Raw genomic sequence first — 14,047 nt, 5'->3', positions numbered from 1 at the left:
ATGCAAAATAATAAATATTCAACGGATATAGATGAGCCTTTAACAGAAATACAATTAGATGAATTTCATGTGGTTATAGGAACTGAAACAAATTTACCAGAACTTGCATATTTACCCAAAAGAACAATTTTCTTAAAAACAAGAAATCACCATGATTTGAAAACAGGATTTCCAGAAAATAATTATAATGGGGAATGGGGGCATGGTTTTTTTTATATTACAAAGAATCAAGAGGTGTATAGTTTTTTTAGTTTTGGTCCTGCTGGAGATGGGAGTAGTATAACTGGACGATTTTCTACATGTGACTATTCTATTACGGAAGTTGCACACTTATATAGATTAAGAATATCAAGAAAAGAAGCAGAAGATATTGCGAATAGTGTTAAAGATATTAGAAAAAAAAGTAGAAGTTATATTTATAATGAGGAAACAGATGAGTTTGAATTAAATGAAACTATAAATAGTGAAAAGAAGAAATATAGAGTATTAACAAATGAAACTTGTGCTAAAGAGGCTGAAAAAATTTTAAAAAAGCACTTAGGTAAAAAAATACCTAATGGAAAAGGGTATATAAAATTTGATATTTTATCAATTCCAGCAGTAAATCCTTACTCGTGGTGGGAAAAATTAGAAAAATCTACTCTTGATAAATATAAGTATCCAGAGTATCCAAAACTAGGAAGAGCTGAAATTAAACTTGGTCAAGTTAGTAAAGATGATAGTAATGAGTTTATTCATAGACTTTATGGACCAAGCTTAACAGACTTTTATGATCCAGATACTATTATTTGGAGAACTGGTGAAAATGCTACAGAAATAGAATATTGGACTTTATTAGAAGGAGATGTTGATCCATTAATAGAGTGGGGATACCTAGAAAATGATTTATAAAATTATAGTCATGATTGGCTGCTGTGTAGCACTATCTAGTACTCATCCAAAATCTATAGAATTTCCAGTAAAAGAGAATATACAAATGAATATAGTTAATATGTGTGAAATAATTAAAGGTATTATTAAGATTAACGAGACAAATAAACTAAATAGTGTAAAAATTTTAGGTCCTTTTCAAAGACATATTAATAAGGATGGAAATATTGCTAATTGGGGAGTATATTTATTACAAAAAAATACTTTGGGTTTTCCTGCAAGATTAATGCTTATTTTTGATCAGCAAAATATTAATCAAATTATTTTATCTCCAACTTCAAAGTCATATTTTAGTTCTAGTTTATTTTTAAATAAAGAGTGTGTAGATAGTGAAAATATGTTTTTTATTAAGGCTGATGTTGTAAATGATATAAACTATAAATTTATAAATAAATTTATAGTTGAAAACTCAAAAAATACTATGGAGTTTAAGTTTTTTTCAAATGAAAAATATACAAATAATGGTATTATTTTCAATAGGTTAGTTATTGATTTTATTGATAAACTGTAATGAAAATTAGATAGTATTTAATAAACCGAATAAAACAAGAGTTTGTGCTAAAATGATACATTATCATATAAAAAAACCCGCTTCCGCGGGTTTTTTTATATGATGACTACATATTTGGATAGTTAGGTCCACCACCACCTTCCGGTGTTACCCATGTGATGTTCTGTGAAGGATCTTTGATGTCACATGTCTTACAATGTACACAGTTCGCAGCGTTAATTTGGAAACGCTTTGAACCATCATCATTTTCCATAATTTCATATACACCCGCAGGGCAGTAACGCTGTGCAGGCTCATCCCATTTTGGTAAATTTACATTCACTGGAATATCAGGATTAGTTAGCTTTAAATGTGCTGGCTGATTTTCTTCATGTACCGTATTCGATACAAATACAGAAGATAAACGGTCAAAAGTTAACTTACCATCTGGTTTTGGATAGTTTGGTTTAAAGTTAGCCGTATCTACAGTTTGTAAAGCACTGAAGTCCTGCTGTAAATCATGTAATGTAAATGGAACTTTAAAGACATTTTGATCAATAAAGTTAAATGCACCACCAACCCATTGACCAAACTTATGCATTGCAGGGCCAAAGTTACGAGCGTTATAAAGTTCTTCTTTTAACCAGCTGTTATTGAATTTTTCAGTATAAGATGTGAGTTCTTTCGCAAAGAAATCTTCGCCTTCAGTGACACGTGCAATGGCTAAATCACCACCTTTTTCAACACCTGCTTGAATCGCTTCAAATACCGCTTCACCACAAAGCATACCTGACTTCATTGCAGTATGAGAGCCTTTGATCTTAGCAAAGTTTAAGAAACCTGCATCATCACCAACTAAAGTACCACCTGGGAAAGTAAACTTAGGAAGAGAGTTAAAACCACCTTTTACAACAGCACGAGCACCATAAGAAATGCGTTTACCGCCTTCTAAATATTGCTTAATTAGAGGGTGAGTCTTCCAACGCTGCATTTCCATAAATGGATACATATGTGGATTTTGATATGAAAGATCTACAATCATACCCAAAGTTACTTGGTTATTTTCAGCGTGATATAACCACCAACCACCAGAAGAACCTGTTTCACTTAAAGGCCAACCTGCACCATGCATCACTAAGCCTGGTTTATGTTTAGCAGGGTCAATTTCCCAAAGTTCTTTAATGCCAATACCGTAATGTTGAGGATCAGCATCTTTATCTAAATTAAATTGATTAATTAAACGCTTACCTAAGTGACCACGGCAACCTTCAGCAAAAATCGTATATTTGGCATGAAGTTCATAACCTGGGGCAAAGTTATGCGTAGGTTCGCCATCTTTACCAATACCCATATCACCAGTTTGAATACCTTTTACAGTACCATCTTCATGATAAAGAATTTCAGCGGCAGCGAAGCCTGGGAAAATAGAAACTTCTAATTCTTCAGCTTTTGTGCCTAACCAGCGAACGACGTTTCCTAAAGAAATCACATAATTTCCATCATTGTGCATGGTTTTAGGAACCATCCAATGTGGTGCTTCTTTATGTGAAGTATCAGACATTAAGAAATAAGTTTTATCTTCAATAACAGGTACGTTTAAAGGTGCACCTTCTTCTTTCCAATTCGGGAAGAGTTCATTGATCGCACGAGGTTCAAGTACAGCACCAGATAAGATATGCGCACCTACTTCGGAGCCTTTTTCCACGACACACACGGAAAGATCATTTAAATTATTTTCAATCGCTAATTGACGAATTTTAATCGCAGCAGAAAGACCTGCAGGTCCTGCGCCTACGATTACAACGTCAAACTCCATCGATTCACGTTCGATGTGTTCCATGTAGGACTCCTCATATTTTACGAAGGTGGCAACCGTTTTAGGAAATAATAGACGGTGCTGCCATGAGTGTTCTATAAATCCTAGACACAAATTTATTATGTGTCTTTTATATTGTGGGCTAGTATAGTTTTAAACCATGTTCTAGCCAATTGGCTAAAGCACATTATTTTACGTCATTTAGGCATTAAGTTATGGGAATCCAAAATAAATCACCAAATGTGACGCAAAACGTAGCGAACACTGATGATAAAAATTTAATGAATATTGCACAATACTTAAAAGATGGACAGGTCGGTCACAAAAAGTCAATTCCACCATTAGAACAATGGCACCCAAAGCATTGTGGGGCTATGAATTTAAAGGTAAAAGCGAATGGTGAGTGGTGGCACGAAGGTCAATTGATTAAGCGACAAGCTTTGATTGATTTGTTTTCAACAGTGCTTTGGAAGGAAAATGATCAGTTTTATTTAAAAACGCCTGTTGAGCAAATTGAAATTAGTGTTGAAGATGAGCCGCTGTTTGTAAATCAAGTTGAGCAAGTCGAAATAAGTGGACAAAAATATCTACAACTTACGACCACTACGCAAGATGTCATTATTGTAGATTCTGAACATCCTATTTTTATGCGTGAATATGCCAATGAATTAAGACCTTATATTCATGTTCGTTTTGGTATAAATGCAGTGATTCAACGTGCAGCTTTTTTCCATTTAATTGAGATGGGGGAAATGATTGAAAATGATCAAAATGACACGATATTGCTTTTACAAAGTGGTGATTTCCGCTTGCAATTAAAAGGCTGAGGTTTAAGCTTGAGCAGTCTAAAATGAGTACTTTAAAAAGTTTGTAGATATGAAAGCAATTCATCCTATTTATCCCTTAAATGATCCAATGCCGAAGGCTGCAGCTGATGCACCTATTGGTATTTTTGACTCAGGTATTGGTGGGTTATCAATTGCGATTGAAATTGCTCGTTATTTGCCAAATGAAAGAATTGTCTATTTTGCAGATACTGCCAATGTGCCATATGGACCTAGAGATAATCAAAATATTCGTGAATTAACAGCACATGCAATTGAATGGTTATATAGACAAGGCTGTAAAATTGCAGTGGTTGCATGTAATACAGCATCTGCATTTAGCTTAGATTATTTACGTGAACATTATGGTGAATCATTTCCAATTGTTGGGCTTGTACCAGCATTAAAACCAGCAGTTTTACAAAGCAAAACAAAAACAGTTGCTGTACTCGCAACACCTGCAACATTTCGTGGACGCTTAATTTTAGATGTTATGGAACGATTTGCTGTTCCATCGAATGTAAATGTACTTTCAATTACATGTTTGGACTTAGTTCCATTTGTTGAAGCAGGGGAACAAATGAGTTCTGCTTGTCTGCAAAAATTACATGAAGTTTTAGCACCAGCAGTTGCACAGAATGCAGATTATTTAGTTTTGGGTTGTACGCACTATCCATTTTTGAAAACAGCAATAAAAGCTGTTTTTGGTGATCAATTTACTTTAATTGATTCGGGACAAGCTGTTGCTCGGCAAACTTCACGGATCTTAATTAAAAATGAACTATTGCTAGAAAAAGAACAAGCATCTGAAAAGATGCGTATTCAATGTTATTTAAGCGGGAATAATGCTAAAGATTTAACGCCTGTTTTAGAGCGAATGATTCCTGAGGATATTTCTTGGCAAGTGATTAATTTATCTGATCAACTTAAATTAAATAAAGCATGCTTTTAATGAGGTTAGGAAATTACTTATTTACGACAAGATAGATTGTTAATTGTTATAAAAATAATGTAAATAGTGACCTAATGATTAGATGGTTTTTAAGTATAATCGGTATCTACTATTTATATTTGTGAATTAATCAATTTTATAAATTAAGGTGAAACTGCTAAAGTAAGCCTGTTCAGTCAAAATACTTAGAGGGCTTTTATGATTTCTGTTGCTAAACCTAAAGTCACCATTATTCTTGCAAACTTAGGAACACCAGATGAACCCACTGCACCTGCAGTTCGTCGGTTTTTAAAACAGTTTTTGTCTGATCAACGTGTTATTGAAATTCCAAAGCCAATTTGGCAAATTATTTTAAATTTATTCGTTTTACCATTTAGACCAAAACGTGTTGCACATGCATATGAAATGGTTTGGAATCAAGATTCACCTATGCGTGAAATTTTGTTTCAGCAAGTAGATGCAGTAAAAGCACAGCTTACAGCTCAATATCCTGAATTTGATTTAACAATTATTCCTGCTATGACGTATGGAAATCCGAGTATTTATCAAGTTTTGGAAAATTGTCGTGAAAACCCTCAAGATCATGTAATTTTGTTTCCATTGTTCCCTCAGTATTCAGCAACATCAACAGCACCTTTATATGATGCAGTTGCAAGATGGATTCCAAAACAACGTAATTTACCTGGCTTAAGTATTATTCGTGATTATTATCAGCATCCACTTTATATTGAATCTTTAGCACAAAGCGTGAGAGATCATCAAAAAGAGCATGGTAAGGCTGAAAAATTATTAATGTCATTTCATGGTATTCCTCAACCTTATGCAGACAAAGGTGATCCTTATGCAGATCGTTGCCGTTTAACTGCAAAATTAGTTGCTCAAGCATTAGGGTTAGAAGAGCATGAATGGGCGGTAAGTTTCCAATCTCGATTTGGTAAGCAAGAGTGGGTAAAACCTTATACTGATGCGTTACTTGAAGAGTGGGGGCAGCAGGGCGTTAAATCTGTACAAATTATGAGCCCAGCATTTTCTGCAGATTGTTTGGAAACCTTAGAAGAACTTGCAATTCAAAATGAAGAGACCTTTAAGCAAGCAGGTGGTCAAGAATATGCATATATTCCTGCATTAAATTCACGTGAAGATCATTTGCAATTGCTCAATTCATTGCTTCAAGCTAATCTTGATGCCTTAAAGCACACATTAGCCCACTAAATTTTTCGAGGTTTTCGCCATATGTTGCAAGTTAAAATTGTGCCAGTGACGGCATTTCAACAAAACTGTTCTATTGTTTGGGATTCTGAAACCAAAGATGCAATTTTAATTGATGCAGGTGGCGAGCCAGAAAAACTTCAGGCTGAAATCGAAGCATTGGGTTTAAATGTAAAAGCGTTATGGTTAACGCATGGACATTTAGATCATGCAGGTGCTGTTGGCGCATTGAAGAAAGAGTGGAATGTTCCAGTCATTGGTCCACATAAAGAAGATGCTTTTTGGCTAGATCAGATTCAGGAAGTTTCTGCACGTTATGGTTTTCCAATTCCTGAAAAAGTTGAAGTAGATCAGTGGCTCGAAGGTGGTGAAGTACTGAAATTGGGCAATGAGGAATTTGAAGTTCGTTTTGCACCAGGTCATACACCAGGTCATGTTATGTTTTATAACAAAAACTATGCGGTGCTTTGGACGGGTGATGTTTTATTTAAAGGTTCTATTGGTCGCACAGATTTTCCAAGAGGAAATCACCAAGAGCTTTTAGATTCTATTCAACGAGAATGTTTTAGCCTACCAGATGAAACACAATTTATTTCAGGACATGGACCATTAAGTACTATTGGTTTTGAAAAGCAACATAACCCATTTGTTGCAGGAAAAGCGGGTTAATTAAAGCAATTAATCACTGATTAAAAAAGTCTGCTCATGCAGACTTTTTTTGTTTTTCATTGTTTAGAATTGATCTTCTTCACGACCGCCATCGGCTTGAGGGGCATCTTGTGTAGGCAATTTATATTCATCATTTGCCCAAGCACCTAAATCAATGAGTTTGCAACGATCTGAACAAAATGGACGATAGTCATTATTTTCCCAAGTTGTTAATTTTCCACATCGAGGACAGGTTAAAGTGGTAGGCATATAAAATAGCTCCAATAATACACAAGACTAAATTGAACAATGACAGATGATAGGATTAGGCAAATACAGTCTCTCTTGTTAGACTTGTGCCGTTTTTTATTAGTTTGATCTGATTATGCCAATTCGTCAATTTCAAGCGCATCGTATGCATGCACCTCGCGATTTTAAAGCTATTGCTGATGAACCACTGTGTGTGGAAATTGGCGCAGGAAAAGGTAAACATGCACTCTTGTTTAGCCGTGAGCATCCAAATCAAAAACTAATTGCTGTGGAAAGAACACGTGAAAAGTTTTTAGCTATGCAAAAACAGCATGCTATTGAAGGGCAACAAAATTTAGAACCAATTAATGCAGATGCATTACCGTGGGTTGTTCACTCCTTATTCCCAAAGCAAGTTGAGCAATTCTTTATTTTATACCCAAATCCAGAACCACATAATCCTGCACAGCGCTGGCTCAATATGCCATTTTTTGAGTTTTTATTATCGCGTTTAAAAACAGATGGCACAGTGACATTAGCAAGTAACATTCCTTCATATATTGATGAAGCTGAACAACAGCTACTTCAGGTATGGACATTACCATTTGTGAAAGAAAAGATTCCAGCAACCTCAGCACGTACACATTTTGAAGTGAAATATCTAGAACGTGGTGAACTTTGTCAGCAATTGGTAATCACAAAGCCTGCTGATTATCAAACTCGATTTGATACATTTATGCCTTTACAAGGTCAAAATCCTTCAAAAGAGGATTGAAAATAAGATGATGAAACGTATTGCAATTATTGGTGCTGGACCTGCTGGTTTAATGGCAGCAGAGGTATTAAGCCAATTTGATTATGATATTCATGTATATGAACAAAAGCCTTCAGCAGCACGTAAGTTTTTAATGGCTGGAAAAACAGGTTTGAATATCTCACATGCAGAACCTGTCGATACTTTTGTACAGCGTTATGATCAAGTGGATTGGTTAACACCTTGGGTTCAGCAATGGGATGCAACGTGGATTCAATCATGGATGAAAGGCTTGGGAATAGAATCTTATATTGGTTCTTCTGGGCGAGTTTTTCCTATAGAAATGAAAGCAGCACCATTATTACGAGCTTGGTTAAAGCGTTTAGCTGAAGCTAAGGTGCAGTTTCATTACCGACATCAAATTTTAGATGTGCAAGGACAGCAAATAAAAGTTCAAAATTTACAAAGTAATGAAACAGAAGAATTAAATTTTGATGCGATTATTTTAGCTTGCGGTGCTATTTCATGGTCTAAGTTAGGGAGTGATGGTGCATGGCAACAATGGTTGAATCGTGAAGAAATAGAGCCATTTCAAGCCAGTAATGCAGGTGTAGAACGTGTTTGGTCCAAGTTTATGCAACCTGTCTTTGGTGAACCATTAAAACGTGTAGAAGCATGGGTGGGTGATTCTGTCAAAACCATGGGTGATATTGTGATTACACATTATGGTTTAGAAAGTGGCTTGGTTTATAAGCAAGGGCGTGCTTTACGTCAACAAATGAAGAATCATCAAACACCTTGTTTATCTTTAGATTTATTGCCGGACCAAAGTGTTGAGCAACTCACGACTAAATTAAAGCCAAGCAAAAAGCAATCTTTAAGTAATGTTTGGCGTAAAGCGGGCTTAGATGTAGCAAAAGCGAATTTAGTACGTGAATTGGTCGATAAAAATATTTGGCATGAACCTGAACAGTTAGCACAGCAAATTAAAAATCTTCATATTGATTTAATTGGCTTTAGACCCATTGAGGAAGCAATTAGTTGTGCTGGTGGTATTCGCCGTGAGTATTTAACTGAACATTTACAATTAAAGTCTAATTCTGCTCTTTTTGCTTGTGGTGAAATGCTCGATTGGGATGCACCAACAGGTGGTTATTTATTGACAGCTTGTTTTGCAACAGGACGTGCAGCGGGTGAGGGCGTTCATTATATTCTGAGTACATCTTCATTTTAAGATTTAACTAAATGTAAAGAACGCTATGCTGATCTTATGCTAAGGTTAAAATTTATAATGAACTGAGAATAATAATGGCAGAGCATCAATACACAGGAAGTTGTTTGTGCGGAGAAATTCAGTATCAAATTGATGGTGAAATTGGAATGATTGTGCAATGCCATTGTCAAAAATGTCGTAAAGCGAATGGAACTGCCTTTGCAACAAATGCGCCTATAGCAAAATCAGCATTTAAATTTACAAAAGGTGAGAAGTTTTTAAAGCAATATCAGTCAAGTGAGTCAACAGTACGCTACTTTTGTGGAAATTGTGGATCGCCAATTTTAAGTACAAAGGCTGCAACACCTGAATTTTATCGTTTAAGAATTGGCACTTTAGATACGCCGTTGGAACATAAACCTACTCAGCATTTATTTGTGACTTCAAAGGCTGAATGGGATGTTATTTATGATGATTTACCTCAGTTTGAAGGCTTTCCAAAATAAAAAAGGAATCTTAAGATTCCTTTTTAAATGCTAATTTAAGATGCATTAAATAATTATTTCGTCGTTAATTCAGGATATTGATTACGCCAATATTCAAGTTGTTCTTGTGCTTGAAGATCACTTTGAATTGCATCACCTTGATCAATCGTAATGTTTGCAGATTGATTTGCATATGCTTTTTGTATTTCAAGTAATTCTTGTTGTTTTTCCCAATATGTTGCAAGTAGACCTTGAATATATCGACCTTGTTGAGTTTTTAAATCAAGGTGTTTTAACATTTCTAATGCTGAAAGAATACTGTCATGTTTGCGGTCATAGGCAAATTCTGCTGTCAGTGTTCCAGCATCTTTCATTTTTGCCAACTCATCTTCAAGCTCTTCACTTACTGCAGTATATCGAGCATCGTAATCTATTAATAATTGAATATCATGAAGATCATTTGCCGTTTTCTCAAAAGGTTTAATCGGTTGAGAAGATAACTCCTGTATTACTTGATCTGTTGCAGAAATTTCATTGGAGTTTTCATTCGATTTTTGATTGCAGGCGCTCAGAAATAAAGTAGAACTTAATAACGTTATTGTGATGATCTGAGAATTGAAATTGGGCATCATCTTATCCTAACTAATTTGCCGTTTTCTGAAATGCGTATACATGTGTGATGTATGGAAAGCTTATTTTATCTTGCGCTGTTTTATGTACATAGTCACGTAAAATTTTTTCAAACTTTTGTTTCAATTCATTCTGTTGGCTTTTAGGCATTGTTGTAATAAAACTTGTAGAGAGAAGTCGATTAAAAATGACATTTTCAACAGTACCTTGATGAAAAAATGGAAAAGTGATTTGATGTTTTAATTTAAAAAGATTTTGTTCTTGAAATATATTTTGCCATTTTTGATTGTGATAACGAGGCGTATTACCTTCAAAAGGTTGAATCGTATCAGCAATTGCTTTGACCCATTCAATTTGAGTATCACGTTGATTCCAAATTAAAATCAGCCAACCCTCATTTTTTAAAACACGATGTAATTCCAATAATGTTTCTTGATTAGAAAACCAGTGAAAGGATTGAGCACAACATATTGCATCTGCAAAATTTACAGAAAATGGTAGATTATGGCTAAAAGATTACGTAGTTTGAATGTTAGGATAGCAGTTCTTAAGTTGTGCTAACATAGCGCCAATACGTTCAACAGCAACGATTTCAGATGTGATTTGTTGAATAAGGGGAATAAACTTTCCAGTTCCAGCCCCTAAATCAATGGTGGTACTTTTTTGGGACAAGTTAAGCTGTTTTTTAGCCAATAAACAATATTTTGTGGATAACTTGGTTGCACTTGTTGATAAAGTTCAGCACTTGAACTAAAACCTTTTTGTGTAGATGGGGATAAAAATTGAGTCATATTTTTGATTTTTAAACGACCATTCATTTATACATTAACATATTCGTGAATTGATCTAGAGAATGATTTTCTGATTAATAATAGTAACTCAGCGTAATTCGCTCTGGTGAGGGAATGGATAAACATATAATTTTTGAAGACGAACACATTCGTACTATTTTTTTAAAAGGTTCTTCTAAAGAGTTGATTGTATCTTTTGGTGATTTAATTACACGTGCTAAAGGTCTCACAATTAATGCAGAAAAATCACTAGAAAAATTTCAATATAATGTGATTGGAATTATGCCGAAAGAGAAGTCATGGTTCCCTGAAAGTTCTATGAAAAATATGATGGCTGCGATACAAGATTATTTAGCGCCGTTTAAAACTCGTATTGGCTATGGTGGTTCAATGGGGGGATATGCTGCAATAAAATATTCTAATTTATTAGATTTACAGCGTGTTATTGCTTTGGTTCCACAGTTTTCAATTAATCCTCAAGATGTTGAAGATTTGCGTTACAACATGTTTTATCATGCTGATGTGAATCATGATATGAAAATAAAATTAGAGGATGTTTCTAAGCAGCGCGAATATATAGTTGTTTATGATCCTTATTATGATGAAGATGTTGCACACTATATAAAAATAAAAGACATTATTCCTCATTTGCGTACATTGCATTTACATCATACTGGGCATGATGCTGTTGCAATTTTAGCAAGTTCAGATTTGTTGAATAGTTTTTTAACGCACGAATTTAATGAAACATATTTTTATAAAAAAATACGTCAAGTAAAGAAAAATAGTAAATTTTACTATCGAAAAGTGATTGAAAATTTATTGCCTACACATAGTCATTCATTGGGGAAAATTCTTAAAAATAATGATTTTCAGGTAGATGGTAATTTTTTTGATAGCAAACTTAAACAAAGTTTAATTCGCTCATTGTTTAGCAATAAACAAGTAGATCAAAATGATTTAAAAAAGTTAGGGTTACAAATTAATGTACCTCAAGAAATAAGAAACTTACTTCTAGATGATTTTGGGCATGGTTTAGTTTTTAACGTAATTAGCCAGAAAATAGAAAGTTATGCATCAAATGCAATCGCATTAAATCATAAATTTCTTATTCCAATTTATGCAAAAAATACAGGTTTAGTTCAAATTTACTTAAATGATGAACGCTATATTGTTGCAATGAATGATCGTCATGTAATGAAACTCTTTAAAGAGTCTGAAGATTTAGGTTTGGGCATGCATCCATTAGTCATTAAAAAATATAGTGATTATTTTGCGATTAGCTATAAAAATTTAAATTTAAGCAGTGATGAGTTTGGTGGGAATGCATTTGTTGAAGAAATGCCTGAAACTGCAAAATTTATTAATGAACCTGAGTCTTAAACTTTAAGTCATATATCTAAATTTTTTCATGAGAAATCATTAAATAATTTAGATATATAGTTTATAAAGATATTGATAGATAAGTAGAAAAATGTAATTAATATTACTTAAAATTGGAATATAAAAAGTATGGAGTACTGAATGAAAGCTGTTTTTTTAGATTATGCCTCATTAGATCAAAACGACCTAGATTTTAGTCAGCTTCATAATATTTACGATGAGCTTGTTTTATATCCTGCAACATCTTCTGCTGAATTATTAGAACGTGTACAGAATGTAGATGTCATTATTACCAATAAGGTTATTGTATCTGCAGAAATTATGCAGCAATGTTCCAATTTAAAGCTGATTTTAATTTCAGCAACAGGCACCAATAATATTGATTTAGTTCAAGCAAAGAAACAGGGCATTGTTGTATGTAATTGTCAGGCGTATGGGACAGCCGCTGTAGCGCAACATACGTTCATGTTGATGCTGAATTTGGCGACATCTTTTAGAGAGTATGATCGCGCCGTTCAACAAGGGAAATGGAATAATGCAACACAATTTTGCTTGTTAAATTATCCAATTATTGAATTAGCAGGAAAGACTTTAGGGATTATTGGATTTGGTGAGTTAGGAAAAGCAGTAGCAAAATTAGCTGAGGCTTTTGGTATGAATGTTTTAGTTGCACAATTACCGAATAGACCGTTACATTCAGCACGTATTCATTTGGCAGAGTTATTACCACAAGTTGATTTTCTAACTTTACATTGTCCTTTGACAGAAGAAACTCGTGATTTAATTGCGCAAAATGAATTCGCATTAATGAAAAAAACAGCATTTTTAATTAACTGTGCACGTGGTGGAGTTGTAAATGAAGCTGCACTTGCAGAGGCTTTAATTAAGCAGAAAATTTCTGGTGCAGCAACGGATGTACTGACTGTTGAACCACCTAAAAATGGCAATGTACTTTTAAATAATAATATTCCTAACTTGATTATCACCCCACATAGTGCTTGGGGAAGTGTGGATGCAAGACAACGAATAGTGAATCAATTGATAGAAAATACATTGGCATATCAACAGGGGCAGGTTATTCGTCAGGTAAATTAGGTTTGTAAATTAAAAAATAAAAGCCCAAATAAAGGGCTTTTAAAGAATTATAAATCTGAAATTGGGTAGGTCTGACTGGTTGAATTATTTTGCTTAGAACTTTGTTCTAATGGTTGTTGAACAATGGGTGCAGGACCATCGGCAGGGTCACCTAAAACAGCATTTTTTGCATCTGTTATTTTTTGTCCCGCTGCTTGAGCTGTACGTTCAATACCTTCTTCAGCTTGTTTTGCTTTAGGTTTTAATTTATTAAATCCACGTTCTGTAGCTGAACCAACACGATTTGCTGTATTTTTAATACCTTCTTGAGTTTTATATGCAAAAACATGGAAAATATTTGGGTTTTGCCCATAAGGTGAAATTAAACCGCTAGAATCTTCTTGAGTTATTGTTTCAGCCCATAAGACCGTGCTTAGGCTCATTAAACTGAGACATATGATTAATTTTATTTTACTCATAGTGTTTTGAGCTCCTCGAATTTATATATTTTAGTCTGAGTATATATGAGTCTTTAAATAGGTATGTAAAAAAATCTAAAAATTATGAAGAAATAAATACTTCAGCCCAAATTTAGGGCT

The 14,047-nt window shown here is 34.2% G+C and carries 15 protein-coding genes and 1 pseudogene; 11 read left to right on the top strand and 5 right to left on the bottom strand.

What is annotated here, in order from left to right:
- A complete protein-coding gene (locus AOY20_RS02140; RefSeq protein WP_054580351.1) occupies positions 1–891 on the top strand; it encodes a hypothetical protein in 891 nt (296 codons plus the stop codon).
- On the top strand, positions 881–1,441 hold the full coding sequence (locus tag AOY20_RS02135) for a hypothetical protein (RefSeq protein WP_054580350.1): 561 nt from the start codon (positions 881–883) through the stop codon (positions 1,439–1,441). Before AOY20_RS02140 ends, AOY20_RS02135 begins: the two co-directional genes overlap by 11 nt.
- Positions 1,442–1,547: 106 nt before the next feature.
- Here the strand turns inward: AOY20_RS02135 and AOY20_RS02130 are convergent, their stop codons facing one another.
- Positions 1,548–3,260, bottom strand: a complete 1,713-nt coding sequence (locus AOY20_RS02130) for an electron transfer flavoprotein-ubiquinone oxidoreductase (protein WP_054580349.1) — start codon at positions 3,258–3,260, stop codon at positions 1,548–1,550.
- 191 nt (positions 3,261–3,451) lie between these two features.
- On the opposite strand from AOY20_RS02130, the gene AOY20_RS02125 reads away from it, so the two are divergent.
- From AOY20_RS02125 to AOY20_RS02110, 4 genes are all read left to right on the top strand, one after another.
- On the top strand, positions 3,452–4,063 hold the full coding sequence (locus tag AOY20_RS02125; RefSeq protein WP_054580348.1) for a DUF1285 domain-containing protein: 612 nt from the start codon (positions 3,452–3,454) through the stop codon (positions 4,061–4,063).
- 49 nt (positions 4,064–4,112) lie between these two features.
- Positions 4,113–5,012: a glutamate racemase gene (murI, locus tag AOY20_RS02120; protein WP_054580347.1), complete on the top strand. Its 900-nt coding sequence runs from the start codon at positions 4,113–4,115 to the stop codon at positions 5,010–5,012.
- 198 nt (positions 5,013–5,210) lie between these two features.
- Positions 5,211–6,224: a ferrochelatase gene (gene hemH, locus AOY20_RS02115; RefSeq protein ID WP_054580346.1), complete on the top strand. Its 1,014-nt coding sequence runs from the start codon at positions 5,211–5,213 to the stop codon at positions 6,222–6,224.
- A gap of 21 nt (positions 6,225–6,245) precedes the next feature.
- The gene (locus AOY20_RS02110) at positions 6,246–6,890 is read left to right on the top strand and encodes an MBL fold metallo-hydrolase (RefSeq protein ID WP_054580345.1); all 645 of its coding nucleotides are present in this window, start codon (positions 6,246–6,248) and stop codon (positions 6,888–6,890) included.
- A 63-nt stretch (positions 6,891–6,953) separates the two neighbouring features.
- Here the strand turns inward: AOY20_RS02110 and AOY20_RS02105 are convergent, their stop codons facing one another.
- The gene (locus AOY20_RS02105) at positions 6,954–7,139 is read right to left on the bottom strand and encodes a DNA gyrase inhibitor YacG (RefSeq protein WP_054580344.1); all 186 of its coding nucleotides are present in this window, start codon (positions 7,137–7,139) and stop codon (positions 6,954–6,956) included.
- 109 nt (positions 7,140–7,248) lie between these two features.
- Between AOY20_RS02105 and AOY20_RS02100 the strand changes: the two genes are divergently transcribed.
- From AOY20_RS02100 to AOY20_RS02090, 3 genes are all read left to right on the top strand, one after another.
- Entirely contained in the window at positions 7,249–7,893 is a 645-nt protein-coding gene (locus AOY20_RS02100; RefSeq protein ID WP_171250430.1) for a class I SAM-dependent methyltransferase, read from the top strand.
- Between the two features lie 7 nt (positions 7,894–7,900).
- A complete protein-coding gene (locus AOY20_RS02095) occupies positions 7,901–9,106 on the top strand; it encodes a TIGR03862 family flavoprotein (protein WP_054580342.1) in 1,206 nt (401 codons plus the stop codon).
- Between the two features lie 74 nt (positions 9,107–9,180).
- Positions 9,181–9,591 (top strand): GFA family protein, encoded by a 411-nt coding sequence (locus AOY20_RS02090; protein ID WP_054580341.1) that lies wholly within the window; start codon positions 9,181–9,183, stop codon positions 9,589–9,591.
- 53 nt (positions 9,592–9,644) lie between these two features.
- Here AOY20_RS02090 and AOY20_RS02085 read toward each other — a convergent pair whose 3' ends face one another.
- Positions 9,645–10,199: a hypothetical protein gene (locus AOY20_RS02085; RefSeq protein ID WP_054580340.1), complete on the bottom strand. Its 555-nt coding sequence runs from the start codon at positions 10,197–10,199 to the stop codon at positions 9,645–9,647.
- Positions 10,200–10,212: 13 nt separating this feature from the next.
- Positions 10,213–10,991, bottom strand: a pseudogene (locus AOY20_RS02080) (class I SAM-dependent methyltransferase).
- A 114-nt stretch (positions 10,992–11,105) separates the two neighbouring features.
- On the opposite strand from AOY20_RS02080, the gene AOY20_RS02075 reads away from it, so the two are divergent.
- Positions 11,106–12,374, top strand: a complete 1,269-nt coding sequence (locus AOY20_RS02075; RefSeq protein ID WP_054580339.1) for a hypothetical protein — start codon at positions 11,106–11,108, stop codon at positions 12,372–12,374.
- A gap of 141 nt (positions 12,375–12,515) precedes the next feature.
- Positions 12,516–13,469: a 2-hydroxyacid dehydrogenase gene (locus tag AOY20_RS02070; protein WP_054580338.1), complete on the top strand. Its 954-nt coding sequence runs from the start codon at positions 12,516–12,518 to the stop codon at positions 13,467–13,469.
- 47 nt (positions 13,470–13,516) lie between these two features.
- Here AOY20_RS02070 and AOY20_RS02065 read toward each other — a convergent pair whose 3' ends face one another.
- Entirely contained in the window at positions 13,517–13,927 is a 411-nt protein-coding gene (locus tag AOY20_RS02065; RefSeq protein ID WP_144424750.1) for a hypothetical protein, read from the bottom strand.
- Positions 13,928–14,047 lie beyond the last annotated feature (120 nt).

The organism is Acinetobacter equi (assembly GCF_001307195.1).
GTDB classification, from domain to species: Bacteria; Pseudomonadota; Gammaproteobacteria; order Pseudomonadales; family Moraxellaceae; genus Acinetobacter; species Acinetobacter equi.
The sequence above is the reverse complement of the archived record's forward strand: the minus strand, read 5'-3'. Positions and strand labels throughout refer to the sequence as shown.

Excerpts from the sequence above, each read along its gene's own strand:
- AOY20_RS02070 (WP_054580338.1), top strand. The coding sequence starts at position 12,516 with ATGAAAGCTGTTTTTTTAGATTATGCCTCATTAGATCAAAACGACCTA.
- murI (WP_054580347.1), top strand. The coding sequence starts at position 4,113 with ATGAAAGCAATTCATCCTATTTATCCCTTAAATGATCCAATGCCGAAG.
- AOY20_RS02140 (WP_054580351.1), top strand. The coding sequence starts at position 1 with ATGCAAAATAATAAATATTCAACGGATATAGATGAGCCTTTAACAGAA.
- AOY20_RS02130 (WP_054580349.1), bottom strand. The coding sequence starts at position 3,260 with ATGGAACACATCGAACGTGAATCGATGGAGTTTGACGTTGTAATCGTA.
- AOY20_RS02075 (WP_054580339.1), top strand. The coding sequence starts at position 11,106 with ATGGATAAACATATAATTTTTGAAGACGAACACATTCGTACTATTTTT.
- AOY20_RS02095 (WP_054580342.1), top strand. The coding sequence starts at position 7,901 with ATGATGAAACGTATTGCAATTATTGGTGCTGGACCTGCTGGTTTAATG.
- AOY20_RS02105 (WP_054580344.1), bottom strand. The coding sequence starts at position 7,139 with ATGCCTACCACTTTAACCTGTCCTCGATGTGGAAAATTAACAACTTGG.
- hemH (WP_054580346.1), top strand. The coding sequence starts at position 5,211 with ATGATTTCTGTTGCTAAACCTAAAGTCACCATTATTCTTGCAAACTTA.
- AOY20_RS02065 (WP_144424750.1), bottom strand. The coding sequence starts at position 13,927 with ATGAGTAAAATAAAATTAATCATATGTCTCAGTTTAATGAGCCTAAGC.
- AOY20_RS02125 (WP_054580348.1), top strand. The coding sequence starts at position 3,452 with ATGGGAATCCAAAATAAATCACCAAATGTGACGCAAAACGTAGCGAAC.
- AOY20_RS02110 (WP_054580345.1), top strand. The coding sequence starts at position 6,246 with ATGTTGCAAGTTAAAATTGTGCCAGTGACGGCATTTCAACAAAACTGT.
- AOY20_RS02090 (WP_054580341.1), top strand. The coding sequence starts at position 9,181 with ATGGCAGAGCATCAATACACAGGAAGTTGTTTGTGCGGAGAAATTCAG.
- AOY20_RS02135 (WP_054580350.1), top strand. The coding sequence starts at position 881 with ATGATTTATAAAATTATAGTCATGATTGGCTGCTGTGTAGCACTATCT.
- AOY20_RS02085 (WP_054580340.1), bottom strand. The coding sequence starts at position 10,199 with ATGCCCAATTTCAATTCTCAGATCATCACAATAACGTTATTAAGTTCT.